The organism is Geopseudomonas sagittaria (assembly GCF_900115715.1).
Taxonomy (GTDB): Bacteria; Pseudomonadota; Gammaproteobacteria; order Pseudomonadales; family Pseudomonadaceae; genus Geopseudomonas; species Geopseudomonas sagittaria.
In genome coordinates this window covers 166,624-191,787 of the sequence record NZ_FOXM01000006.1, presented here as the reverse complement: position 1 = coordinate 191,787, position 25,164 = coordinate 166,624, and the positions used below count along the sequence as shown (strand labels likewise).

The window sequence follows — 25,164 nt, the reverse complement described above, 5'->3', positions numbered from 1 at the left end:
TTTACTCCTTGTCCGACGCGGGGAAGGTGACGCGAAAGGTCGCGCCTCGCCCCGGTTGGCTGCTGGCGGACAACCGGGCACCGTGTCGTTCGACGATCTTCTTGACGATCGCCAGCCCGATGCCCGTGCCCGGGTACTGCTGACGGCCGTGCAGACGCTGGAACGGATTGAAGATGCGGTCGAGGTACTTCTCGTCGAATCCCACGCCGTTGTCGCTGATGCACAGGCGCCATTCGCCAGTGGGTTGATTTTCAGCATAGATGCGAACGTTTGGCAATTCGCCCGGTTTGTGGAATTTCACCGCGTTGCTCAGCAGGTTCTGCAGCAGCTGGCGGATTTGCGACGGGTCGCCCTCGATGGCCGGCAGTCGTTCGCGCTCGATGTGCGCGCCGCTGCTCTGCAGGGTGCCCTCGAGGTCCTGCAGCACCTCGTCGAGCACGCGGTCCAGCTCGAGATGGACGAACGGCTCGCGGCGCGTGGCGACCCGCGAGTAGGCCAGCAGGTCGCGGATTAGCGCCTGCATGCGGGCCGCCGCCGAACTCATGCGCACCAGGTAGTCGCGGCTTTGCTCGTCGAGGGCGTCGGCACGGCTCTGCAGGCGTTCGGCAAAGGTCTGGATCTTGCGCAGGGGCTCCTGCAGGTCGTGGGAGGCAACGAAGGCGAACTCCTGCAGCTCGCGGTTGCTGCGCTCCAGCTCGGCGAGGATGTTCCGGTGCTCGATGGCTATGGTCGCCAGATGGCTGGCGGTTGCCACCAGCTCCTCCAGCTCGGTATCCACCTGCAGCGGGCCGCGCTGGTAGATCGCGAAGGTGCCGAGCAGGGCGCCGTCGCCAGCCAGCAGGGGCGTGGACCAGCAGGCATGCAGCCCTTCTTCGGCGGCCAGCTGGTGCAGGCCCTGCCAGCGCCGGTCGTTGGCGATGTCGGCGACCAGCACCGGTTGGCGCAGGTAGGCGGCGCTGCCGCAGGCACCCATGCCCTCGCCGATACGCAGGCCTTCGACGGCCTGGTTGTAGCGCTCGCCCAGGCTGGGGGCGGCACCGATGGTCAGGCGCTGGCGGCTGTCGTCGACCAGCAGCACCGAGCAGATCACCCGGGGATTACCTTGTTCCATCAGCAGGCAGAGTTCGCGCAGGATCTGCTCGAGCGGCTGCAGCGTCGAGATCATGCCCATGATCCGGCGCTGCGCGGCTTCGTACTGCTGCTGTTCCAGCAGGCGCTGCGCCTGCTGCTGGGCATGCCAGGCCAGGCGCTGGCTGACCATCAGGAAAAAGCTCAGGGCCAGGCCGCAGAGCAGGACGAGCAGCGCCAGGTACTGGCCCGACGCATACATGTGGTTGCGATCGAGGTGGGTGCTCAGGGTCCAGGCTGGGGTCTGCGCCAGGCCAAGCGGCTGCGCGCCGACCGGTACGCTGTGGTCTGGCGAGCCGCTGTCGAGTGAGGCGTACAGCTGCAGTTCGCCCTCGTGGACATGGAAGACGAATTCGCCGAGGTGATCGCCGAGGACACGGTGCAGGGTGTCATTCACGGCCAGGCTGGCGACCAGCAGCCAGCCTTCGGCGCCGGGCAGGCTCAGGGGCATGGCGATCAGGGCTTGGGGAGGGTCGCCGGGGCGCGCCTGCGAGGGGCTCAGGTGTGCGCTGCGCCCGCTGCGCACCGCGTGCAGCCAGGCACGTCGCTGTGGCTCGGCGAGAAAATCCTCGAGCCAGCGAGTGGCCGCCGGCTGGCGCTGCTCGCTGCGCCGGACCACAAGGTTCGCGTCGACAATCGCCAGCAGGTTCAGGTCGGGCAGGTCGCGCAGGTAGCTGCCGGTCTCCTGCTGCCAGAGCGAGTCGGAAGGCAGGCTGCCGATGTTCTCCCAGCGCTCGGCCATGCGCCGGATCAACGCCAGGCGGGTGGCGAGGGTGTCTTCGGCGGAGTCCTTGATGCGGTTGAGCAGCAGCTGGCTCTGCTCGGTGATGAGGGTGACGTTGTGCAAGTTGAGCAGATACCAGCCGAGCGTCGACAGCAGCACGCCGAAGGCACCAGCCGCCAGGGTGCGGCGGTCGAAGGAGGGCGGGCCGGGGTGGCCTCGCCGGCGCTGCAACAGCCAAACCCCCAGGGCAGGCAGCAACAGCAGCGCAATGATCGCCAGCAGCATGCCGTCAGACAACGACTGCTGGCGGTGGAGGCCGGGCGCCGGTTGTACCAGGAGATCGAACAGGCTGACCCCGGCCACCGCCAACAGGGTGAACGCCAGGGTGTACAGGTAGGCTTGGAAGATCAGGTGACGATTCTTCATCGGCAGCAATGCTGTCCCGCGTTGTATTGATTGCGGGCGATCATGTCTGCTTCAGTGGCGGGTGACAACCGGCGCTTGCGCTCCTGCGCATGCTGGCCTAAAGGACTGCGGTGGTCAGCTGTTGTTGGCCGCCGGGGTCGGGCGCAGCGGCGGGAAGTCGTCGGGGGTGATGGTCTCGCGCTCCAGCAGCAGGCGGGCGCCTTCGTCCAGATCGGCGCGGCGTTGCAGGAGGATCTCCCCGGCGCGGCGGTAGGCCTTGTCGATCAACTGGCGCACGGCCAGGTCGATTTCCCGCGCGGTCTGCTCGGAATAGTCCTTCTCGCGCATGGCGATCACGTTCTCGCCCAGAAAGCTGTTGCCCTGGCGCTCCAGCACCGCCTGGCCGAGGTCGGCGTTCATGCCGAAGCGGGTGACGATCTGCCGGGCAATGTCGGTGACCTTGACGAGATCGTCGGCGGCACCGGTGGAGATCTCGCCGAACAGCAACTGCTCGGCGGCGCGCCCGGCGAGCAGCACCACCATGCGGTCCTTCAGTTCGCTGTAGGTGATCAGGAAGCGGTCGTCGGTCGGCCGCTGCAGGGTGTAGCCAAGGGCACCGATGGAGCGCGGGATGATCGACACCTTGTGCACCGGGTCCATGCCCGGCAGGGTGCTGGCGACCAGGGCGTGGCCCATCTCGTGGTAGGCCACCACCTCGCGCTCGTGGGGCTGCAGCAGGCGGCCGCGACGCTCGGCGCCGGCGACGATGCGCTCGACGGCGCGGGTGAAGTCGTCCATGGCGACCTTTTCGGCGCTGCGCCGGGTGGCGAGGATGGCCGCCTCGTTGACCAGGTTGGCGAGGTCAGCGCCGGTGAAACCGGGGGTGATGCCGGCGATCTGGTCGAGGTCGACATCGGCGGCAGTCTGCACGCGCTTGATGTGCACCTTGAGGATGGCCACCCGGCCCTTGCGGTCCGGACGGTCGACCACGATTTGACGGTCGAAGCGGCCGGCGCGCAGCAGCGCCGGGTCGAGGATCTCCGGGCGGTTGGTGGCCGCCAGCAGCACCACGCCTTCGCGCGGGTCGAAGCCGTCCAGTTCGGCCAGCAGCTGGTTGAGGGTCTGCTCCTTCTCGTCGTTGCCGCCGAAGGCGCCCACGCCGCGCATCTTGCCCAGCGCATCCAGCTCGTCGATGAAGATGATGCAGGGGGCGGCCTGGCGCGCCTGCTCGAACAGATCGCGCACCCGCGCGGCACCGACGCCGACGAACATCTCGACGAACTCCGAACCGGAAATGGAGAAGAACGGCACGCCAGCCTCGCCGGCCACCGCCTTGGCCACCAGGGTCTTGCCGGTGCCGGGCGGGCCGACCAGCAGGATGCCCTTGGGAATCCGCGCGCCGAGGCGGCTGTACTTGGGCTGGTCCTTGAGGAAGGAGACGATTTCCTCCAGCTCGGCCTTGGCCTCGTCGATGCCGGCGACATCCTCGAAGGTCACCCCGGTGTCGCGTTCCACGTACACCTTGGCCTTGGACTTGCCGACGCTGACCAGGCCGCCGAGGCCCTGCTTGTCGGTCAGGCGGCGGAACAGGAAGCTCCAGAAGGCGAAGATCAGCACCAGCGGCAGCAACCAGGACAGCAGGTTGGAGAGGGCGGTGTTCTCCCGGACCGCGCTGAACTTGGCCCCGGAGGCGGCCAGCTCCTCGGCTAGCGCCGGGTCGACGCGGTTGGTCACGAAGCTGCTGCGGTTGTTGATCGGCTCCAGCAGTTTGCCGCTGATCTGCTGGTTGTTGATGCTCAGCTCGCTCAGCTTGCCTTCGTTGAGCAACTTGAGGAACTCGCTGTAGGCGATCGGCTCGACCGCCTGGCGCTCGGCCCACCAGCCCTGGAACATCAGCAGCAGGCTGAAGGCCAGCAGGAAGTACCAGGCGTTCCACGGAAACTTCTTGTCCATGCGCTACCTCGGTTCGCTCGTAACCCCGCCTGTGCAGGATAGACCCGTCAGACCGAGGAGGGTGGGGGTCGACATCAGTCATTCCACTGGCGCAGAGACCCGCGGCCCCGGCTGGCACGTCCTTACTCGCTCCCCGACGCGATCAGCAGGCGCTGCCGGCAGCCGCCGCCAGGCAGGGCGCCTGTTTGCAGGTTACGTTATTTAACATAATGAAATGGAGGTTCGCCATTAGTGAATTTCCGCTCCGTGCATTGACGGGCAATCAGCGGGAAGGGGCGGGTGGGAGTTCGCGCGGATTGCGCGCTGGTGCAGGGCGGCGCGAGAAACGCTGGGGGTCAGGGCTTGAGCAGTCGCCGCACTTCGCCGAGCGGCCGCGTATTCAGCACGTCCCTGGCTTCCAGCCAGCCGCGCCGCGCCTGACCGATTCCGAAGCGCAGGCCGGCGAAGTCCAGGGTGCTGTGGGCATCCGAACTGATCGCGATGGGGACGCCCTGATCGCGCGCCTCGCGGCAGTGCAGGTCGTTGAGGTCGAGCCGCTCTGGCTGGGCGTTCAGCTCCAGAGCGCAGCCGCGCTCGCGCGCCGCCGCGATCAACGCGGAGTAGTCGCAGTTGATCGGCGGGCGTTCGCCGAGCAGGCGGCCGCTGGGGTGGGCGAGGATGCTGAAGTGTGGGTGCTCGAGGGCACGCAGCAGGCGGCGGGTCTGCTGCTCCTTGGTGAGCGTGAAGGCGCTGTGCAGCGCGCCGACGACCAGATCGAGACGGCAGAGGATGCTGTCCGGCAGGTCGAGGCTGCCGTCCTCGAGAATGTCCACCTCGATGCCCTTGAGCAGGGTGATGCCGCTCAGCCGTTCGTTGAGGGCGTCGATCTCGTCGATCTGCCGGGCCAGGCCGTCGGCGTCCAGGCCATGGGTGATCGCCAGGTGCCGCGAGTGGTCGGTGATCGCCAGGTATTCCAGCCCCGCGGCCTGGGCGGCCAAGGCCATTTCCTCGAGGCCGTTGCGCCCGTCACTGGCGCGGGTATGCGCGTGCAGGTCGCCGCGCAGGTCGCCGAGTTCCACCAGCTGGGGCAGGGTACCAGCCTGCGCAGCCTCGATCTCGCCGCGCGCCTCGCGCAGTTCCGGGGCGATCCACGGCAGGCCGAGGGCCTGGTAGATCGCCGCTTCGCTGTCGCCGGCGAGGCGCTGCCTGCCGCGGTACAGCCCGTATTCGCTGATCTTCAGGCCGCGCTCCTGGGCCAAGCGGCGCAGGGCGATGTTGTGCGCCTTGCTGCCGGTCAGGTAGAGCAGCCCGGCGCCCCAGGCCTGAGGCGACAGCAGGCGCAGGTCGACCTGCAGGCCCGAGTGCAGGCGCACACTGGCGCGGGTGGTGCCGGCGGCCAGCACGCTGGCGACCTGCGCATCGCCGGTGAGGCGCTGGATCACCGGGCTGCCGCGGCGCGCGCTGACCAGGATGTCCAGATCGCCCACGGTATCGCGACAGCGGCGCAAGCTGCCGGCGGTGGCCACCTCGATCACGCCCGGCACTTCGCGCAGCGCATCGAGCAGGCGCTCGGCAATCGGCGCCACACGGGACAGCAGCCAGCGCTGCGGGGTATGCAACAGCAGTTCAACCGATTGCAGGAGCTTTTCCTCGCTGCCCTCGCCGAAGCCGTGCAGCTGGCGAATCTGCCCGCTGCGCGCGGCCTGCTGCAGTTCGGCAGGGGTCTGGATACCCAGCTCGTGCCACAGGCGAGCGACCCGCCGCGGACCGAGCCCGGATACCTTGAGCAGTTCGCGCAGGCCGGCCGGCACCTCGCCACGCAGGCGCTGGAGCAGGGCGCAACTGCCGGTGCCGGCGATTTCGCCGATCTTACCCGCCAGATCCTCGCCGATGCCCGGCAGCTTGGGCAGCGCCTGGCCGCTGGCCAGCAGGCTGGCGATGTCCGGGGCGAAGGCCTGCAGGGTGCGGGCGGCGTTGCGGTAGGCGCGGATGCGAAAGGGATTGGCCGCCTCCAGTTCGAGAATGTCGGCGACTTCCTCGAGTACCGCGGCGATCTCGGCATTGCTGACGGTCACGGCCCGCCACTCCGTGGCCAGGTCAGGGCAAAGGCGCCGTCGGTCTGGATGTGGATGCCGCAGCCGAAGTTGGCGCATTCGCGGGTCAGGGTGTCGAACAGCCAGCGGCGATCGACGCCATCGGCGCGGTTGATGCGCAGCCGCTGCAGGATGGTCGGCACCATCTCCAGTGCCTGCAGGCGGCCGTCGTCGTGCAGGCGCACGAAGTACAGCAGGCCCAGGTCGCCCCGAAAGGCGGGGTGGCCCTCGATGCCTTCGTAGTCGTTGATGCGGTCGCCGCAGCCATAGAGGATCAGCCGTTCGCGATGCACCTCGAGGCCCTTGATGTGGTGCGAGGAGTGGCCGTGGACCAGGTCGACGCCGGCCTGTTCGATCAGGCCGTGGGCGAAGGCGCGCTGTTCGTCGGGAATCGCGAAGCCCCAGTTGTCGCCCCAGTGCAGCGACACCAGCACGCGGTCGCCGCTCTGCCGGGCGGTGCGCACCAGGCTGGCGACATGGGCCAGGCTGCGCGGCGACAGGTCGTCCAGCCGCGCCACGCCGGCCTGGTGCGGCCCGGCCGCCCACCAGAGCGGAATGCCGCTGTCCGGCAGGCCGAAGGCGAACACCAGTAGCCGGCCGCCCCCGGCAAGCGGCAGCACGGCCGGGGCTTCGGCCTGGGTGCGGTCGAGGCCGGCGCCGGCGTTGGGCATGCCACGGGCGGTGAGTGTGTCCAGGGTGTCGCGCAGGCCGGTTTCGCCCCAGTCGAGCACGTGGTTGTTGGCCAGTACGCAGCAGTTGATCCCGGCGGCGCGCAACAGCGGGAAATTCTCCGGGGTCATGCGGTAGTTGATGCCCTTGGGCTCCGGGCGGCCGTGCCGGGTCACCGCGGTTTCCAGGTTGATCAGGCGCACCTGGGGCTGACGCTGCTGCAGCTCGGCCAGCGCATCACCCCACACGTAGGCGAAGTCCACCGGATGCTCGATGGGCCCGCAGCGCCGCTCGGCCAGCGCCACGTAGTCGCGGGCATCGTGCACGTAGTCCTCGTACAGTCGTGGGTCCCCGGGGTGCGGCAGGATCTGGTCGATGCCTCGGGCCGGCATGACATCGCCGAGGAGAAACAGACTGAGGGGTGGATGCACGCTGGCCATGGGAGCCTACCTTGCGGCGCTCGATCCGCCGCCGGGACGATCAGAGTGGGTGTCTCCCTGGGTTCATTTCTCGGTCTGCCCATTGCCGGCAGGTCCGTCCTGTTGTGGATGAGCATAGCGCTGCCGCAGCTCGCTCAGTTCGCGCAGACGTTGTTGCACCGCGCCATTGACCGTCCCCGCCGGGAACCGGCCCTGCGCGTCGGCGCTGCCGGCTGGCTGGCCGGTGAGCAGTTCCATGGCCTGGTCGGCATGCGCGACGGCATACACATGAAAGCGTCCGCCAGCCACGGCCTCCACCACTGCGCGGCGCAGCATCAGGTGCTGGATGTTGCCCTGCGGAATGATCACCCCCTGGCTGCCGGTCAGCCCCCGGGCGGCGCAGAGGTCGAAGAAGCCTTCGATCTTCTCGTTGACCCCGCCGATCACCTGCATGCGGCCGTGCTGGTCCACCGAGCCGGTGATGGCCAGATCCTGGCGCAGGGGCAGGGCGGCCAGGGCCGATTGCAGTACACACAGCTCGGCCGCCGAGGCGCTGTCGCCCTCGACGCCGCCGTAGGACTGCTCGAACACCAGGCTGGCGGAGAAGGACAGCGGCTCCTGGCCACCATAGCGGCTGGCCAGATAGGCGCCGAGGATCAGTACCCCCTTGGAGTGCAGCGCGCCGCCCAGCTCCACCTCGCGCTCGATGTCGATCAGCTTGCCGTCGCCCAGGCGCGCCGTGGCGCTGATCCGCGCCGGGTGACCGAAGGCATGGGCACCCAGCTGCAGCACGGCGAGGCCGTTGATCTGCGCCACGCAGCTGCCGCTGGTGTCGATGTGGTGCAGGTCGCGCAGGGTTGCCTCGAGCAGGCGTTCGCGGATCTGGTCGGCGCGGTGCAGGCGCTCGGCCACCGCGCGCTCGACGTCGTCGCGGCGGACCAGTGTGTGCTGCTGTTCGCCGGCCCAGTAATCGGCCTCGCGCAGCAGGTCGAGCAGATCCTGCTGGTGCAACGACAGCTTCTCGCCATCGGCGGCCTCGCGCGCGGCCTGCTCGATCATCCGCGCCAGCGCCGCGCTGTCCAGCGGCCGCAGCTGCTCGCGGCGCTGCAGGGTGGCGATCAGGCGGGCGTACAGTTGGGTGTTTTCCGCGCTGCGGGGGAAATCCTCGGCGAAGTCCGCCTCGACCTTGAACAGCAGGGGGAACTCCGGGTCGTACTGGGTCAGCAGGTAGTAGAGCCAGCGGTCGCCGATCAGCACCACCTTGACGTCCAGCGGGATTGGGTCGGGCTCCAGGGAGATGGTGCTGGCCAGGCTGAGGACCTGCTCCAGCGACTGGATGCGCAGCTCGCGGGCCTGCAACGCGCGCTTGAGTGCCTCCCAGGCGAACGGCGTGGTCAGCAGCTTGCGCGCGTCGAGCAGCAGGTAGCCGCCGTTGGCGCGGTGCAGGGCGCCACCCTTGATCAGGGTGAAGTCGGTGTGCAGGGCGCCCATGTGGGCCTGATGCTCGATGCGGCCGATCAGGTTCTGGTAGCTCGGGTAATCCTCGTAGATCAGTGGCGCGCCCTGGCTTGCGCCATTGTCCACCAGCACGTTGACGAAGTAGCGGTTGAACGGGGTCAGCCGCTGGCGGTCGAGCAGCTGTTCTGCCGGCGCCGAGCCGAAGATTTCCAGCCCCTTCTCGATGATGTCGCGCTTCACTTCGGCGAGGAATGCGGTGACCTGGGCGAGAGTGGCGTAGCGGGCTTCCAGATCGGCGAACTGCCGCTCGACCGTGGCTCGGGTGACCGCCTCGTTGAGCTGCTCCACCTGCTGGTCATGCTCGCGGCTGGCCGTGGCGACCTGATGCAGGGCCTGGCGCAGCATCTGGCGCAGCTGCTCGCTGCGCTCGTCGATCTGCTGCCGTTCTTCGGCGGAGAGTTTGTCGAAGGCCTCGGCGTCGAGCACCTCGCCGTCCTTGAGCGGGGCCAGGGTGAAGCCGGCCGGGGTGCGCAGCAGGACGATGCCGGCAGCCCGCGCCGCGCTTTCCACCTCGCCGAACAGCTGTTCCTCGCGCGCCTTGAACTTGTCCTTGAGCGTCTGCATCGCATTGCGGTATTCGTCGCTGTCGAACGCCGCCGGCAATGCGACCAGCAGGCTGCGCACGAGGGTGCGCATGTCAGCCTGCAGGACGGCGCCGGTACCGGCGGGCAGACGCAGCGTGCCAGGCTTGTGCGGCGTGCGGAAATTGTTGACGTAGCACCAGTCGCTGGGCGTCTCCACCTGGGCCGCCTGCTGGGCAAGCAACTGGCGGACGATGGCGTGCTTGCCCAATCCCGGCGAGCCCATCACATAGAGGTTATAGCCCTCGTGCTGGATGCCGACGCCGAAGTGCAGGGCACCCAGCGCACGCGCCTGACCGAGGCCGGACTCCAGATCGGGCAGGTCGGCGGTGCTGTCGCAGCCCAGCATCGCCACGTCGCAGGCGTGATAGAGCTGCTGGGCGGTCAGTTCGTGAGGGTTCGACAAGCTGCGCCTCCTTACCCTTGGGGCTGCCCCGCGGGCGTCTGCATTCCATTAAAGATCACCCGCAGGCAAATATCTTGGCGCCGGGCGGGCGGTTTCGGCGCAGGAGAAGTGGAGTGGGTGTGCCTGGAGCGGTGGAGCCCTGCCCGGAGTCGGGCAGGGCTTGCCAGGGTCAGCTGGTCTTGATGTTGATGGTCTTTTCCTTCTGTGCTTCGGGCTTCTTGGGCAGGGTCAGGGTCAGAACACCCTTGCTGAAGTGCGCCTCGATCTTCTCGGGGTCCACACCCTCGGGCATGCCGAAGGTGCGCTGGAAGGAGCCGTAGTGCCGCTCGGAAAGGTAGTAGTCCTTCTTCTTCTCTTCGCGCTCATCCTTCTTTTCGCCCTTGATGGTCAGGTTGCCGCCGCTCAGCTTGATCTGGATGTTCTTCTCGTCCATGCCCGGCAATTCGGCAGAGATCTCGAAGGCATCGTCCTTCTCGATGATGTCGACGGCCGGCATGCCGGTGAAGCTCAGCTCGCGACGCCAGAACGGCTCGATGTCGAAGCCGCTGCGGGAAAAGGGCATCCGCCAACCGCGGTCGAAATCCTCGAACAACCGGTCGACCTGGCGGCGCAGGCCCTCCAGTGGGCGCAGGGCAGTGGACGTGGGACTGGCGGGTTTGGTCGATTTTTCTTCGGTTTCCACAGGGATCTTCTTGTCTTCGTTCATCGCGGACTCCTCCAAAATGGCCTGACATGGCCTGACATGGCCTGACATGGCCTGACATGGCCTGACATGGCCTGACGGATTGCGCCCCCAATCTGTAGCGGCGCAGGGGCGGACGCCTTGACTTTCATCAATCTGCAAATGACCTACTCGTCGGCCAGCGCCGCCGCGGACAACCCACACAGCTGCTGCAGCCGCTGCACGTCCTTGAGCAGCACCTCGCGACCGCGGATTTCCACCAGGCCTCTGGCGCGGTAGCGGGCGAGCAGGCGGCTGACGGTTTCGCTGGTCAGACCCAGGTAGTTGGCGATCTCGCAGCGGCTCATCGGCAGGATGAAGCTCTGCGCGGAATAGCCGCGCAGCAGAAAGCGTTGCGACAGCTCCAGCAGAAAGGCGGCCAGGCGCTCTGCGGCGGGCTTGCGGGTCAGACGCAGCTGTTGGTGATCGGCGTGGATGGCCGCGCTCATCACCCGCAGCAGCTCGGCGCGCAGGCGCGGAATGCTGCCGGCCAACTCCTCCAGCCGGGCCAGCGGGATACTGCAGACCATGCTGGTTTCCAGCGCCACGGCGAACCCCGGGTGGCTGGACGCGCCCAGGCCGTCGAGGCCGAGAATCTCGCCGGGCAGGTGAAAGCCGGTGATCTGTTCTTCGCCTTCGCGGCTCAGCAGGTAGGTCTTGAGGGCGCCACTGCGTACCGCATGGAAATAGTGGAGCGGGGTACCGGCATCGAACAGGGGTTCGCCCTTCTGCAGGGGGCGGCTGCGCAGGATGATGCTGTCCAGTTGCTGCAGTTCGCCGCCCTTCAGGTTGGCCGGAAAACAATGCGGGCGTATCGCGCAGGCGCCGCAGTGGATGCGTTCACGCGAGCATCGAGCGGAGGGCGGCAGGCCATTGTTTTCGGGTATCAAAAGCAGCTCTCCCGCAAGGCAGATAAGTGGTGAGCATCTTCCAGTCTAGGTCATCACTGAAAAACGGCCGTTCCTGATCAGGATCAAGTTCGCCGCTGGTCTGGCGGTCTAGCTTGAAAGGGATTACACGGCAGGAGAGGCGGCGATGCGCGTGGTTCCGAGCATTTGCACGTTCTGCGGGGTTGGCTGCGGTATCGGCCTGCGGGTGGAAGGGGGGCGGGTGGTCGGTGTCGAGCCGCAGCCAGGCCATCCGGTCAGCCAGGGCCAGTTGTGCAGCAAGGGCTGGTCGACCAGCTTCGCCATCGACACCGCCGACCGCCTGACCCGTCCGCTGATCCGCGAGGCCACCGGCTTGCGCCCGGCCAGCTGGGACGAGGCGCTGGAGCGGGTGGCCGGCGCCTTCCGCGACGCACTGGCGGAAGGTGGGCCGGGCGCGGTGGGGGTGATCAGCTGCGCGCGGGCGACCAACGAGGATAATTACGCGGCACAGAAGTTCGCCCGGGCCGTGCTGGGCAGCAACAATGTCGATCACTGTGCACGCATCTGCCACAGCCCCTCGGTGGCCGGCCTGACCCTGACCCTTGGCTCCGGAGCGATGACCAGCAGCATTGCCGATATCGACGAGGCCGACCTGATCCTGCTGATCGGTGCCGACGCCAGCGAGAATCACGCGATGATCGGTGCGCGCATCCTGCGCGCCCAGGCGCGCGGGGCGCAGCTGGTGGTGGTCGATCCGCGCCAGACGCGCCTCGCCCGCCTGGCCGACCAGCATGTGCAGCTCACGCTGGGCAGCAACATTGCCCTGCTCAATGGTCTGCTGCAGATCATCTTCGCCAATGGCTGGGAGAACCGGGCGTTTCTCGACCAGCGCTGCGAGAACGTCGACGTCCTGCGCCAGCATGTGGCCGGCCTGACGCCTGAGCTGACCAGCGCGCAGACCGGCGTGGCGGTGGCCGAGCTGGAGCGGCTGGCCTATGCGCTGAGTCACGCCAGGGCGGCCTTCATCGCCTACGGCATGGGCATCACCCAGTTCCAGAGCGGCACCAACAACGTCATCGCCGTGTCGAACCTGGCCCTGGTGTGCGGCCAGGTCGGCCGCCCGGGTGCCGGCATCAACCCGCTGCGCGGGCAGAACAACGTGCAGGGGGCCTGCGACATGGGCTGCCTGCCCAACGTCTATCCCGGCTACCAGAGCGCGGCCAGCGACGAGGTGCAGGCCAAGTTCGCCCAGGCCTGGGGCGTGCCGATGCCGCAGGCGCCGGGGCTGACCTCGCTGGGCATGACCCAGGCGGCGCTGGCCGGCGAGTTCAAGGCGCTGATGATCATGGGCGAGGAGCCGGTGCTCACCGACCCCGACCAGCACCACGTCGAGCGTGCCCTGCGCGCCCTGGATTTCCTGGTGGTGGTCGAGCTGACGATGACCGAGACCGCCAAGCTGGCCGACGTGGTGTTGCCGGCGGCGTCCTTCGCCGAGAAGGACGGCACCTTCACCAATTGCGAGCGCCGGGTGCAGCGCATCCGCCGCGCAATCAGCCCGCCGGGCGAGGCCTGGACCGACTGGCAGATCCTCGGCGCGCTGGCGGCGCGCATGGGCTATCTGGGGATGATCTGGACGGATGCCGAGGCCATCTTCGACGAGATGGCGGGCCTGACGCCGATCTGCTCGGCCATGAGCTACCCGGCGCTGGATGCCCACCACGGCCTGCACTGGCCGTGCGATGCGGCGCATCCGCAGGGCTCGCCGCTGCTGCATGCGCAGAGCTTCCCACGCGGCCGCGGCCGTCTGCTGCCGGTGTCGCAGGTCGCCCCGGACGAGTGTCCGGATGCCGAGTTTCCGTTCTTCTTCACCACCCAGCGCCTGCACTTTCATTACGGCGGCGGCTCGATGACCCGCAAGTCGCCGCTGCTGGAGCGGGAAACCCCGGCCGGCCTGCTGTTCATCCATCCGCAGGATGCCGCCAATCTGCACCTGCAGGACGGCCAGGGCGTGCGCCTGCGCTCGCGCCGCGGCAGCTTGGAAACCTGCGCGCGGATCACCGACGACGTGCCGCCCGGCACCCTGTCCATGCCGTATCACTTCCGCGAGGCGCCCTGCAACATCCTCACCAACAGCGCCCAGGACCCGCAGAGCAAGATGCCGGAGCTGAAGGCTTGCGCGGTGGCCATCGAGCCGCTGCCGCCGGGCGTGGCGCCGCGCTCGCCGGAAGAGCTGAGCAAGGAGACTGGCGATGGTTAAGGCTGAATCGGACGACTTCGCGCTGGCCTGTTTCGCGCTGGACAGCGTCGAGCGGCTGCGCGCCCACCTGGCTGGCGGCCGTACCCTGTACGAGGTGCGCGAGGACGGTCAGGGCGGACGCCACTGGCAGGCGCTGGCGGCCGACGACCCCACGCCGTTCGTGGCGCAGACCGAGCCGCCGCCGTTCTCCGCCAAGGCGTTCTTCTTCGCCGAGCGCGAGGCGGTGTTCCGTTTCGACGGCGAGCGCTTCGTCGCCATCGAGCCCCCGGCGCCCGCGCAGGTGCTGTTCGGTCTGCATGCCTGCGACCTGGCTGCCGTCGCCTATCAGGACCAGTTCTTCGCTGCCGATGCTCACTATCAGGCCCGCCGTGCGGCGACCCTGCTGGTGGGGCTCGATTGCCGGCACAGCTGCAGCCAGGGTTTCTGCACGCTGGTCGACAGTGGCCCTGAGGTGCGCGCCGGCACCGCCGACCTGATCCTGTTGCCGAGCGAGGACGGCTGGTTGCTGCTGGTTGCCTCGGCGGCCGGCGCTGCGGCGCTCGCCGATCTCGACCTGCCGCCGGCGACCGTCGACTGGCAGGCGCAGCGTGCGCTCCATCGCCAGCAGGTGGCCAGCGAGCAGGGCGACGGGCAGTGGCTGCAGGCGGGCATCGCCGCGATCAATGCCGGCCAGATCAGCGCCGCGACCTGGGAAAGTCTCGGCCTGCGCTGCCTGGTCTGTTCCGGCTGCACCACGGTGTGTCCGACCTGCTCCTGCTTCGCGCCGCTGGAGCGCCAGCTGCCGGACGGTGGCGTGCAGCACGAACGGGTATGGGATTCCTGTCTCTACGAAGGCTTCCAGAAGGAGGCCAGCGGCCACAACCCCGCGGGCATGCCGGGGCAGCGAGTGCAGCGTTTCTGGCAACACAAGTTCGGCGAGGGCTTTCGGCAGACGTTCGGCCGCTATGGCTGCGTCGGCTGCGGGCGCTGCGACCAAGTCTGTCCCGGTGGCATCGGTGTGCATGCGGTCATGCACAAGGTGGGCAAGCCATGCTCGAACTGACGCCGCGGGCGCTGCGCCTGCTCGACTTCTACGCCGACGGCCAGGATAGCCGACACTTTCGCCTGCGCATCGACGCGCCAGAGGCGGGGGATCTGGCGGTGATACCCGGACAGTTTTTCATGCTCGGCGTGCCCGGCTTCGGCGAGGCGCCGTTCACCTATGTCAGCCCGCCGGATGCGGGCGGCGAGTTCAGCGCGCTGATCCGCCGCAGCGGCCGCTTGACCGCGCGCCTGTTCGAACTGCAGGCGGGAGCGCTGCTCGGTTATCGCGGCCCGTTCGGCAAGGGTTGGCCGCTGTTGCTCGGGGCGCGGCGGGTGCTGGTGGTGGCGGGCGGCTGCGGTCTGGCCCCGCTGGCCGGCTGGATCGAGGAAGCCCTGCGCCATGCGGCGCCGCTGCAGCTGCGGGTGCTCTACGGCGCGCGCAGTGCCGCCGCCCAGGTGCTCGGCCGCGAGCGGGAACGCTGGCAGCAGGTCCTGCCGCTGCTCGAGACCCTCGAGCATGGCGGGCCCGAGGCGTTGCGTGGTTCGCCACTGGTGCAACTGGATCGTCTGTTTGCCGAGGAACTGCCGCAGGTGGTGCTGTGCTGCGGTCCGGAGGCCTTCATGCTGGCCATCGCCAAGGCCTGCGTGCGGCGCGGCGTGGCGGCGGACAACATCTGGCTGTCGGTGGAGCGGCGCATGCACTGCGCGGTGGGCCTGTGCGGACACTGCTACATCGCCGACAGCTATGCCTGCGTCGACGGGCCGACCTATCGCTATGATCACTATCGGCAGCTGCTCGCACGCGGCAACACCGGCCGCGCCGGCGGCGAATTGGGGGTGGGGCCCTGTTGAGGCGCCGACCCGGATGCCTGGACTGCAGGTCCGGGCCGGCGTTGGGGAGGTAGGTTTTCCGGGCAGCCTTATCTGCTGCAACCCTTAGCTGCGGTCAAAATTAGCGCCCGTAGTCACCGAAGTCGGGCATGGTGATCGGCAGGCTCGGCGTGGTGACGCTGTTGAAGGCCTCCAGGGCTTCGCGCCAGTCTTCGGGGGCTGTCTGGGCTTTGGCGCCGTACATGCTCAGGCGGTGGAGAATATCCGACATGGCGACCATGCCATGCAGCTCGCCATCGGCGCCGACCACCGGCAGGCGCCGGACCTTCTTGTCCGCCATCATGTGCAGTGCCTCGTGCACATCGGTGTCGTCATGGCAGGTGTACAGATCGTGCTGACCGGTCAGCTCGCCGGCCTTCAACTCCCACAGTGGCTTGTGCCGCTGCGCCGCCGCCAGGGCGATGTCGCGGTCGGTAACGATGCCGACCGCATGATTGCTCTGGTCGACCACGGCGATCGCACCGCAATCGTGCTGGGCCATCATCTCTGCCGCCTGCTCCAGACTGTCGCCGGCATGGCAGCATTGCGCCGGCGTATGCATCACTTCACTGACGTTCATGATCCTGCTCCTCGCTAAGCGGGCGCGCAGTCGTTCCCGGGGCGCTGACCGCATGGACCGAGATCTCATCCTCCGGATGAGCATGGATACATCGATCATTAAACGCCCGTACCGGGGGTTCGGCAACGACCGCCGGACGCCTCGCCTAGACTGTTGGAGTTGCTCTCAATTTCAACAGGAGGCCGCGATCATGGGCGAAGCTCAAGCGCCGCTCCAGCGCAGCATCAGCGTAGCTCTGGAGGATGCCCTGTTGCAGGGCGAACTGACCCTGCCGGAGGGTGCCGAGGGATTGGTGCTGTTTGCCCACGGCAGCGGCAGCAGCCGTTTCAGTCCGCGCAACCAGATGGTCGCGCGCTATTTCAACGATCTAGGGCTGGCGACCCTGTTGCTCGATCTGCTCACCGAGGACGAGCAGGACGTCGACGAGGTGACCCGCGAGTTCCGCTTCGACATCCCGTTGCTGGCGAACCGCCTGGTCGGCGTGGTCGACTGGCTGCAGCAGGAGGAGCAGCTGCAGGAGTTGGCGATCGGCCTGTTCGGCGCCAGCACGGGCGCGGCGGCGGCACTGATCTGCGCGGCGCAGCGCCAGCAGGCGATTGCCGCGGTGGTGTCGCGCGGCGGGCGTACCGATCTGGCCGGTGAGGCGCTGGGGAAGGTGCGGGCACCGACCCTGCTGATCGTCGGCGGCGAGGATGACCAGGTGCTGGCCCTCAATCGCGGCAGCGCGCGGCGCCTGGTGGGTATCCAGCGTCTGGAGGTGGTGGCGGGCGCGACCCACCTGTTCGAGGAGCCGGGCAAGCTGCTGCTGGTGGCGGAGCGGGCGGGAGAGTGGTTCCTGCGCTATCTGCGGCGGATTCCGTAGCCTGGGTTACGGGCTGGCCGCCCCCTGGCGATAGCCGGCCCGTAAAGCAGCAGGCCCGGACAGCATAGGCGCTGGCCGGGCCTGTTGTTTCAACGCACGCGATTCAGTCGCGCTGTTTCACGTAGCTGCCGGGGGCCGCTTCCAGCGGCGGGTAGTCGCTGGAGCCGAGGCTGGCTACGGCAGGCGCGCGCGGGCCGGCATGTTCGGCCAGCCAGGTCGTCCAGTCGCCCCACCAGCTGCCCGGATGCTCCTGCGCGGTTTCCATCCAGCTGTCCGGATCCATCGGCAGCGCGTCGTTGGTCCAGTAGCTGCGTTTCTTCTTCGCCGGCGGGTTGATGACCCCGGCGATATGACCGGAGGCGCCGAGGATGAAGCGCAGCGGACCCTTGAGCAGGCGGGTGCTGGCGTAGGCGCCGCGCCAAGGCACGATGTGGTCCTCGCGGGTACCGACCAGGTAGGTCGGCATGTCCAGCTTGGTCAGGTCGATGGTTTCGCCGCAGCACTGCAGCTTGCCGGTCTTCAGGTCGTTCTGCAGGTAGGTGTGGCGCAGGTAGCCGCAATACATCGGACCGGGCAGGTGGGTGCTGTCGTTGTTCCAGTACAGAAGGTCCAGCGAGCGCGGCTTCTGGCCCTTGAGGTACTTCTCGACGCCGTAGTTCCACCACAGCTCGTTGGGGCGCAGCAGGGAGAAGGTGTTGCCCATGTCTTCGCCACGGAACAGGCCGAATTTGCCCTGTTTCCCGCCGATGGTGCGCTCGCGGTAGCTGACGATCTCCTCATCGACGAACACGTCGAGCACGCCGCTGTTCTCGAAGTCGAGCAGGGTGACCAGCAGGGTCAGGCTGGCCGCCGGCTTCTCGCCGCGCGCCGCGAGTACCGCCAGGCCGCAGGAAAGCAGGGTGCCGCCGACGCAATAGCCGAGGATGTTCAGCTGATCCTGGCCACTGATGGCCTGGCTGACCTTGATCGCCTCGATGATGCCCTTTTCCACATAGTCGTCCCACGTGGCGCTGGCGATGCTCTCGTCGGCATTGCGCCAGGACACCAGGAACACCGAGTGGCCCTGCTCCAGGGCGTAGCGCACCAGCGAGCTTTCCGGCTGCAGGTCGAGGATGTAGAACTTGTTGATCGCCGGCGGCACGATCAGCAGCGGGCGCTGGTGCTGGGTGTCGCTCTGCGGTGCATAGTGGATCAGCTGGAACAGTTCGTTCTGGTAGACCACCTGGCCCGGGGTGGTGGCCAGGTTGACGCCGACCTCGAAGGCGCCGCTGTCGCACTGGCGCAGCTTGCCTTCCTTCATGTCGCTGGCCAGATGCAGCATGCCGCTGAACAGGCTGGCCCCCTGGGTTTGCACCACGCGCTCGAGGGCTTCGGGGTTGCTGTTCAGGTAGTTGCTCGGCGCGCCGGCGGCGACCAGTTGTTCGACCAGGAAGGTCATGCGCTGACGCATCTTGCCGGATTCGATCGGCAGCTCGTCGAGCAGACGCATCAGGAAGCGCGAATTGAGCAGATAAAGCGCAGCCAGCGAGCCGAACAGCGGCTGGCTCCAGGCGTTGCCGGAGAAGCGCGAATCGCTGAAGGTGAATGGCTGCTGGGTCAGCAGCTGCATGCCCAGTTGGGCCCATTCGCCGTTGTACTCGGCCTGCAGGCGGTCGAGTACGGCCCCCTCCACCTCGAACCAGGCGTCAGTGTTCTTGCCCTGGAACCAGGGATTGTGACGCACCCAGAAACGCAGCTGTTCCAGCGCCGCGCGGGCGACAAAGGGCATGTTGGCCGAGAAAAAAGCCGAGAAAGGTGAAGAGGGTGGGGAGTTGTCCATCTCAGTGTCCGCTATCCAGAGTCTGCAGTTTGTCGAAGCTCGCTCATGATCGAAACGCCGATCGTGAACGGGCTATCCGGCCGAGAGAGGCCTGCACCGGCATGGCCATCGACCACGCCGGTGCAGTAACCCTATCAGCGTTCGACTGCCAGGGCGACGCCCTGACCACCGCCGATGCACAGGGTGGCCAGGCCCTTGCTCAGGTCGCTGCGCTGCATCTCGTGCAGCAGGGTGACCAAGATGCGGCAGCCGGAAGCGCCGATCGGGTGGCCAAGGGCGATGGCGCCGCCGTTGACGTTGATCTTGGCGACATCCCAGCCCAGCTCCTTGTTGACGCTCAGGGCCTGCACGGCGAAAGCCTCGTTGGCCTCGACCAGGTCGAGCTGCTCGATGTCCCAGCCGGCCTTTTCCAGGCACAGGCGGGTCGCCGCAACCGGGCCGATGCCCATGATCGCCGGATCAACGCCGGAGCTGGCGTAGGCCTTGACCTTGGCCAGCACCGGCAGACCCAGTTCGGCAGCCTTCTTGGCGCTGGCGAGCAGCACCACGGCGGCGCCGTCGTTGAGGCTGGAGGCGTTGCCGGCGGTGACGCTGCCGTCCTTCTTGAACGCCGGACGCAGTTTGCTCAGGCTGTCGTAGGTGGTGTCGCCGCGCGGCTGCTCGTCGGTGTCGAACACCAGCGGATCGCCCTTGCGCTGCGGGATCAGGATCGGGGTGATCTCGCTCTTGAAGCGCCCGGCTTCGATGGCGGCGGCGGCCTTCTGCTGGGAGGCGGCGGCGAAGGCATCCTGCTGCTCGCGAGTGACCTCGAAGCGCGCGGCCAGGTTCTCCGCGGTGACACCCATGTGGTAGTCGTTGAAGGCATCCCACAGGCCGTCCTGGATCATGCTGTCGACCAGTTCGGCATGGCCCATGCGCAGGCCGGTGCGCGCCTTGGGCAGCACATAGGGGGACAGGCTCATGTTTTCTTGGCCGCCGGCGATGATCAGTTCGGCGTCGCCGCAGCGGATGGCCTGCACGGCCAGTTGCACGGCCTTGAGACCCGAGCCGCAGACCTTGTTCAGGGTCAGCGCCGGCACTTCGTGGGGCAGGCCGGCCTTGATCGCGGCCTGGCGGGCGGGGTTCTGCCCGGAGCCGGCGACCAGTACCTGGCCGAGGATCACTTCGTCGATGGCACCCGGCTGCACGCCGGTCTGCTCGAGGAGCTGGCGAATCACCGCGGCGCCCAGGTCGGGAGCGGAAATGGAGCTCAGGGCACCCTGGAAGCTGCCGATGGCGGTACGGGTAGCGGCGACAATGACAACATCGTTCATGGTGAAACCTCTGCTGCAAACACAATCAAGGGGAGGGGCGACTGGGCGGGGGAGCGATTGCCCGGCCAGTCGCCGCGGTCGGCTGAGCGGGCCGATCAGGCCATGTTCAGACCGCCGTTGACCGAGAAGTCCGCGCCGGTGGCGTAGGCGGCCTCATCGGAGGACAGCCAGGACACCATGGAGGCGATTTCCTCGGGCTGGCCCAGGCGGCCGACCGGAATCCCGGCAACGATCTTCGCCATCACGTCTTCACGGATCACCGCGGTCATATCGGTGAGGATGTAGCCGGGGGAAACGGTGTTGACGGTGACGCCCTTGCTGGCCACTTCCCGCGCCAGGGCCATGGTGAAGCCGTGGATGCCGGCCTTGGCCGCCGAGTAGTTGGTCTGGCCGAACTGGCCACGCTGACCGTTGACCGAGGAGATGTTGATGATGCGGCCAAAACCACGCTCGACCATCGAGTCAACCACCTGCTTGGAGGTGTTGAACAGGCCGTTGAGGTTGGTGGAGATCACCGCGTTCCAGTCTTCCGGGGTCATGCGCTTGAAGGTGGTGTCGCGGGTGATGCCTGCGTTGTTGACCAGGATGTCGATCTGGCCGACTTCCTCGCGCACCTGGGCGAAGGCACGCACGGTGTCGTTCCAGTCGGTGATGTCGCTGGTCATGCAATGAAATTCGTAGCCTTCCTGGCGCTGCTGCTCCAGCCATGCGTCCTTGCGGGTGGACTGCGTGCTGCAGCCGACCACGACGATATAGCCATCGCGGTACAGGCGCTGGCTGATCGCCGTGCCGATACCACCCATGCCGCCAGTTACCAGTGCAATACGCTTGTTGTTGTTGGTCATGCTCGGTCACTCCATCGAATGTTTGAAAGCTGGATAACGCTGCCGGTGCGCTCGGGTCGTGTGGTGCCCGCTCATCTGACCGGCAATCGGGCTTTTTCTGTTCTGGCCCGATGTGACTACCTTGCTGGGGGATTATTGCGTTTTCTTGACGGGAAACCGCGTGGCTTCTCCCGACCGTCGCGTCACCTCCTGTTGCTCTGCAAAAATGCCGTCTGGGTCCATGTCCTCAAGCATCGTCACGTGAAACATAATGGACACAAAATAATGTTACGGCTAGCTGCCTTGGCGCAGATCTCTACGGTTCACCTCCTTTTTGCGGAGTGGCTGAGGGTCTGAGATGGTTTTTGTGCAGTGCAAAAAAATAGTTGCGCATTGCGCCGGAATCGCCAAGAATGAAATTGCAGGTCGGGTGCATGGGTACACGACAGCATGGTTTTTCAGCCTTTCTCATCATCAGGAGATTCATCCATGACCTTCTTCGATTCGGAAAAACTGCAGGCGACCCAGAAGTCCAATCTCGAGCTGCTGCAGCAGATGAACAGCAAGTTCCTCAAAGGCATCGAGCAGATCAGCCATCTGCAGATCGCCACCCTGCGTTCGGCCAGCGAGGAAACCTTTGCCAACGCCAGCAAGCTGCTCGCCGTTCGTGATCCGCAGAGCTTCACCGAAGTGCTCAGCTCCATCGCTCATCCCGCCCAGCAGGCCGAGCGCCTGATGGACTTCAACCGCAAGGTCTACGACCTGCTGTCCAGCACCCAGGCTGACATCGCCAAGCTCAGCGAGCGTCAAGCGGCTCGCAACGCCCAGCAGGTTCAGGAGCTGGTAGAAGAGATTGCAAAGAATGCGCCAGCTGGCTCCGAGTCGGCGGTGGCGGTGCTCAAGTCGGCCGTCGAGACTGCTGGTAGTGTCTACGAAAGTGCACAGAAAACCGCCAAGCAGGCAGCAGAAATCGCCGAAAACGGCATCACTGCCGCGGCCACTGCCGCTGGTCAGGCAACTCGTGAAGCTACCAAGGCCGCGGCTGGTACTACTCGCAGCAAGTAAGCGGTGGGAATGGTGAAAGGAGAGGGGAGTCGCTTGTCAGTGCCGCAATGGTGCTGGATGGGCGGCTCCCTTCTTGCGTCAGGCGCCTGAGCACGGCGGGCACCTGGCGGAGGAAAGGGCTGAGTACGGGGCAGCGTGCAATGCCCCAGCTAGCGCGGCCTTGCACGCATCTGGTGCGAGGTGCTTCAAGACCGTTCAGGCCTTGTCGTCACCATCGTCCTTCTTGTCCTTGTCGCTGCGGCCCGGGGTGCCTGGAAAGCCCGGAAACATGCCGAACAGGTTCTGCGTGTTCAGGTACAGCTGCTTCGACTGCTCGACGTACTGGCCCATCAGATCCTGCATCACCGGCAACTGGCTGCGCATGTAATCGCTCCAGGCCTGGGAGGATTGCTGGCCGGTCTTCGCCTGGATGTCGACGACCGCCTGGATGCTCTTTTCCAGGTAGTTGCCGAGCATGCCCTGGAAGGGGCCATAGAACCGGATGATCCCCCTGAGCATGTCGCTGGAAAAGATCGGCTCGCCGTCGCTTTCGGCTTCCTGAATGATCTGCAGCAGGATGCTGCGGGTCAGGTCTTCGCCCGTCTTGGCATCCAGCACCTGGAAGGGCTCTTCATCGATGACCAACTGGCGAATGTCGTGCAGCGTGATATGCGTGCTGGTCTGCGTATCGTAGAGACGGCGGTTGGCGTATTTTTTGATCAGGCGGACGTGGTTCTGATCAGACATGCTGCGGACTCTCGCGAACAGGGTTGTGTCAGCCATGTTAACCCAAACCACCACGCACTGGACTGACCTGTGCCGTTTGCCTGACACCTCGACGTCAGGGGGGGCTGAGACATCCCGAGCGGAACATGCAGCAGCTTCGTCCATACAGGCGAACTTATTCCCGTCATCTATGCTGCCCTAGAGCCAGCGTCATCCTGCGCTGGTCGATAGCGGATCAAGTAAAGGAGTGCCCTTATGTTCAAGCGTGCATTTTCCCGCCGACTGGCAGTGCTGCTTGCCGCATCGCACCTGCTGCTGGTCGTGCAGGTGCCGGTAGCGCAGGCGTCGATGATCGGCACCACGGAAGTCGTTCAGGCGCAGCAACAACAACTGGATCGCCAGCAACTGCTGGCCATGCTGGATAACCAGGATGTGCAGGGCAAGCTGGAAGCTCTGGGGGTCGAGCGCGATCAGGTCGAGCGGCGCATCCAGAGCCTGACCAATGCCGAACTGGCCCACTTCAACCAGCAACTGAGCGCAGCGCCGGCCGGTGCGGGGGTCGGTGGGGTCCTGGGGATCATCGTGCTGTTCCTGGTGATCTTCATCATTACCGACATGCTGTGCGCCACCAACGTGTTCAAGTTCGTCAACTGCATCAATCGCTGAGACTGGAATCGTCAGCCGGTACCCGGCAGTTGCGCGCACGTGTCGCAGCTGCCGGAGAGCTCCAGACGGTGGCAGAAGAAGAGTGGACCAGGGATGGCGTTGGCAAATCTAGGCAGCTTGAACGCATATACAATTTAACATAACCATAATTATGCGTATTTACGCACAAGTCCGAATCCGAGCCAGGAGGAGTTCATTACGGAAATCCATCAATGCAATATCCGATAACGGCCAGACCCGGATATTGCATTTGAGCAGTGCCTGGGCTCCCGCCGAAGCGGCAACCCAGGCAGATACCTTGCCGTGTCGCCTCAGCGCTTCGACTGTTCCAGATAGTCCAGTGCCAGCGCCGCCAGGCTGCGCGCGCCGACGGCCAGTGCAGCCTCGTCGATCTCGAAGTACGGCGAGTGATTGGGCGCCGCGGTTTTCGGATCCCGCTGCGGATCGGTCGAACCGAGGAAGAAGAATAGTCCGGGCACCTGCTTCTGATAGGCCGAGAAGTCTTCGGACGCGCTGAGCTTGGGTGCAATCACCGCCTTGCCGCCGGTCACCTGGCGCAGCGTCGGTGCCATCTGTTCGGTCAGGCTGGCGTCGTTGACGGTGGTGGCATAACCGGGCTTGAGGAACTTGATCTCGGCCTGGGCTCCGCTGGCCTGGGCGATCGACTCGGCGGTGACCTGCATGCGCTTGAGGGTTTCATCGCGCATGCCGTCATCGAAGGTGCGCACCGTGCCGAGTAGCTCGACACTCTCCGGAATGATGTTCTCCCGGTTGCCGCCCTGGATCGAGCCTATCGAGATCACCGCCGGCTCGCGCGACAGGTTGAGCTGGCGACTGACGATGGTCTGCATTCCCATGATGATCTGCGCGGAGCTGACGATCGGGTCAATACCGTTCCAGGGGAAACCACCGTGGGTCTGCTTGCCGGTCACCTTGAGGGCGAAGGCGTCGCCCGAGGCCAGGATCGGTCCCGGGCGATAGGCCACGGTGCCGGTCGGGAATGCCGGGATCAGGTGCAGGCCGAAGATGGCATCGACCTGCGGATTCTCCAGCACGCCGGCATCGATCATCGCCTGGGCGCCGATGTGCGCATGCTCGTCGTGCGGCTCCTCGGAGTGTCCCTCTTCGGCGGGCTGGAAGATGAACTTGACGGTGCCGTGGATCTGCTCGCGCATGCCTGCCAGCACTTCCGCCGTGGCCATCAGGATGGCCGTATGTCCGTCATGCCCGCAGGCATGCATGACATCCACCTCCTTGCCCATGTGCATCCCCCTCGCCTTGGAGGCGTAGGGCACATTGGTCAATTCCTTGATCGGCAGCGCATCCATATCCGCACGCAAGGCGACCACCCTGCCCGGCTGGCTGCCTTCGAGGATGCCGACCACCCCGGTGCCGCCGACATTCTCGCTGACCTTGAAACCCAGGCTGCGCAAGTGCTCGGCGACAAGTCTGGCTGTGCGATGCTCCTGGTTGGAGAGTTCCGGATGCTGATGGATGTCACGGCGCCAGCCGATCATCCGGGTTTCGATGGCGCTCACCCGTGACTGGATGTCGGCCAGTACCGGCGCCTCGAGGGCATGCGCTGACGGTGCAAGGCTCAGCCAGGTAGCGCTCGTTGCCAGGCCAATGGCAGCGAGCTTCAGATTCTTTCTTGTCATTGTTCTGCTCCGAAACACTCGATCATCCTGGCCTGCTGACCAGTCGATGCAAAATAC

19 protein-coding genes are annotated in these 25,164 nt (G+C 66.3%); 6 read left to right on the top strand and 13 right to left on the bottom strand.

The annotated features are described in order from the left end of the window. Position 1 precedes the first annotated feature (1 nt). The 7 genes from BM297_RS21985 to fnr form a co-directional block, all read right to left on the bottom strand. A complete protein-coding gene (locus tag BM297_RS21985) occupies positions 2-2,278 on the bottom strand; it encodes a sensor histidine kinase (RefSeq protein ID WP_092430688.1) in 2,277 nt (758 codons plus the stop codon). A 114-nt stretch (positions 2,279-2,392) separates the two neighbouring features. After that, positions 2,393-4,210: an ATP-dependent zinc metalloprotease FtsH gene (gene ftsH / locus BM297_RS09755; protein WP_092430686.1), complete on the bottom strand. Its 1,818-nt coding sequence runs from the start codon at positions 4,208-4,210 to the stop codon at positions 2,393-2,395. A 335-nt stretch (positions 4,211-4,545) separates the two neighbouring features. Beyond that, positions 4,546-6,264, bottom strand: coding sequence for a DNA polymerase/3'-5' exonuclease PolX (gene polX, locus BM297_RS09750; protein WP_092430684.1), 1,719 nt, complete (start codon positions 6,262-6,264; stop codon positions 4,546-4,548). Next, complete coding sequence (locus BM297_RS09745) at positions 6,261-7,391, bottom strand: CapA family protein (RefSeq protein ID WP_092430682.1); 1,131 nt, start codon at positions 7,389-7,391, stop codon at positions 6,261-6,263. Before BM297_RS09745 ends, polX begins: the two co-directional genes overlap by 4 nt. Positions 7,392-7,454: 63 nt before the next feature. Continuing rightward, complete coding sequence (locus BM297_RS09740) at positions 7,455-9,875, bottom strand: Lon protease family protein (protein WP_217648255.1); 2,421 nt, start codon at positions 9,873-9,875, stop codon at positions 7,455-7,457. Between the two features lie 169 nt (positions 9,876-10,044). After that, complete coding sequence (locus tag BM297_RS09735; RefSeq protein WP_092430680.1) at positions 10,045-10,581, bottom strand: Hsp20/alpha crystallin family protein; 537 nt, start codon at positions 10,579-10,581, stop codon at positions 10,045-10,047. A 143-nt stretch (positions 10,582-10,724) separates the two neighbouring features. Continuing rightward, positions 10,725-11,486 (bottom strand): fumarate/nitrate reduction transcriptional regulator Fnr, encoded by a 762-nt coding sequence (gene fnr, locus BM297_RS09730; RefSeq protein WP_281250242.1) that lies wholly within the window; start codon positions 11,484-11,486, stop codon positions 10,725-10,727. A gap of 145 nt (positions 11,487-11,631) precedes the next feature. Here fnr and fdhF point away from each other — a divergent pair, with 145 nt between their 5' ends. From fdhF to BM297_RS09715, 3 genes are read left to right on the top strand one after another with little or no spacing between them, the layout of a single operon-like run. Next, the gene (fdhF, locus tag BM297_RS09725; RefSeq protein WP_092430678.1) at positions 11,632-13,722 is read left to right on the top strand and encodes a formate dehydrogenase subunit alpha; all 2,091 of its coding nucleotides are present in this window, start codon (positions 11,632-11,634) and stop codon (positions 13,720-13,722) included. Then, positions 13,715-14,764, top strand: coding sequence for a 4Fe-4S dicluster domain-containing protein (locus BM297_RS09720; protein WP_245768243.1), 1,050 nt, complete (start codon positions 13,715-13,717; stop codon positions 14,762-14,764). Before fdhF ends, BM297_RS09720 begins: the two co-directional genes overlap by 8 nt. Next, positions 14,752-15,597 carry an FAD/NAD(P)-binding protein gene (locus BM297_RS09715; RefSeq protein WP_092430676.1) on the top strand — a complete coding sequence of 282 codons (846 nt, stop codon included), beginning with the start codon at positions 14,752-14,754 and terminating at the stop codon, positions 15,595-15,597. Before BM297_RS09720 ends, BM297_RS09715 begins: the two co-directional genes overlap by 13 nt. Positions 15,598-15,697: 100 nt before the next feature. Here BM297_RS09715 and BM297_RS09710 read toward each other — a convergent pair whose 3' ends face one another. Further along, positions 15,698-16,195 (bottom strand): CBS domain-containing protein, encoded by a 498-nt coding sequence (locus BM297_RS09710; RefSeq protein WP_175526630.1) that lies wholly within the window; start codon positions 16,193-16,195, stop codon positions 15,698-15,700. Positions 16,196-16,385: 190 nt separating this feature from the next. Here BM297_RS09710 and BM297_RS09705 point away from each other — a divergent pair, with 190 nt between their 5' ends. Further along, positions 16,386-17,057, top strand: coding sequence for an acyl-CoA thioester hydrolase/BAAT C-terminal domain-containing protein (locus tag BM297_RS09705; RefSeq protein ID WP_092430672.1), 672 nt, complete (start codon positions 16,386-16,388; stop codon positions 17,055-17,057). 103 nt (positions 17,058-17,160) lie between these two features. Here the strand turns inward: BM297_RS09705 and phaC are convergent, their stop codons facing one another. From phaC to phbB, 3 genes are all read right to left on the bottom strand, one after another. Next, positions 17,161-18,876 carry a class I poly(R)-hydroxyalkanoic acid synthase gene (phaC, locus tag BM297_RS09700; RefSeq protein WP_092430670.1) on the bottom strand — a complete coding sequence of 572 codons (1,716 nt, stop codon included), beginning with the start codon at positions 18,874-18,876 and terminating at the stop codon, positions 17,161-17,163. Between the two features lie 134 nt (positions 18,877-19,010). Beyond that, positions 19,011-20,189, bottom strand: a complete 1,179-nt coding sequence (locus tag BM297_RS09695; protein WP_092430668.1) for an acetyl-CoA C-acetyltransferase — start codon at positions 20,187-20,189, stop codon at positions 19,011-19,013. A gap of 95 nt (positions 20,190-20,284) precedes the next feature. Further along, positions 20,285-21,034 carry an acetoacetyl-CoA reductase gene (gene phbB, locus BM297_RS09690; RefSeq protein WP_090311470.1) on the bottom strand — a complete coding sequence of 250 codons (750 nt, stop codon included), beginning with the start codon at positions 21,032-21,034 and terminating at the stop codon, positions 20,285-20,287. 468 nt (positions 21,035-21,502) lie between these two features. Here phbB and phaP point away from each other — a divergent pair, with 468 nt between their 5' ends. After that, on the top strand, positions 21,503-22,078 hold the full coding sequence (gene phaP, locus BM297_RS09685; RefSeq protein ID WP_092430666.1) for a TIGR01841 family phasin: 576 nt from the start codon (positions 21,503-21,505) through the stop codon (positions 22,076-22,078). A 195-nt stretch (positions 22,079-22,273) separates the two neighbouring features. On the opposite strand, the gene phaR is transcribed toward phaP, so the two are convergent. Then, positions 22,274-22,804, bottom strand: coding sequence for a polyhydroxyalkanoate synthesis repressor PhaR (gene phaR / locus BM297_RS09680; protein ID WP_092430664.1), 531 nt, complete (start codon positions 22,802-22,804; stop codon positions 22,274-22,276). 234 nt (positions 22,805-23,038) lie between these two features. Between phaR and BM297_RS09675 the strand changes: the two genes are divergently transcribed. Beyond that, positions 23,039-23,449 carry a PA2779 family protein gene (locus BM297_RS09675; protein ID WP_092430662.1) on the top strand — a complete coding sequence of 137 codons (411 nt, stop codon included), beginning with the start codon at positions 23,039-23,041 and terminating at the stop codon, positions 23,447-23,449. 311 nt (positions 23,450-23,760) lie between these two features. On the opposite strand, the gene BM297_RS09670 is transcribed toward BM297_RS09675, so the two are convergent. Beyond that, complete coding sequence (locus BM297_RS09670; protein WP_092430660.1) at positions 23,761-25,107, bottom strand: amidohydrolase; 1,347 nt, start codon at positions 25,105-25,107, stop codon at positions 23,761-23,763. Positions 25,108-25,164 lie beyond the last annotated feature (57 nt).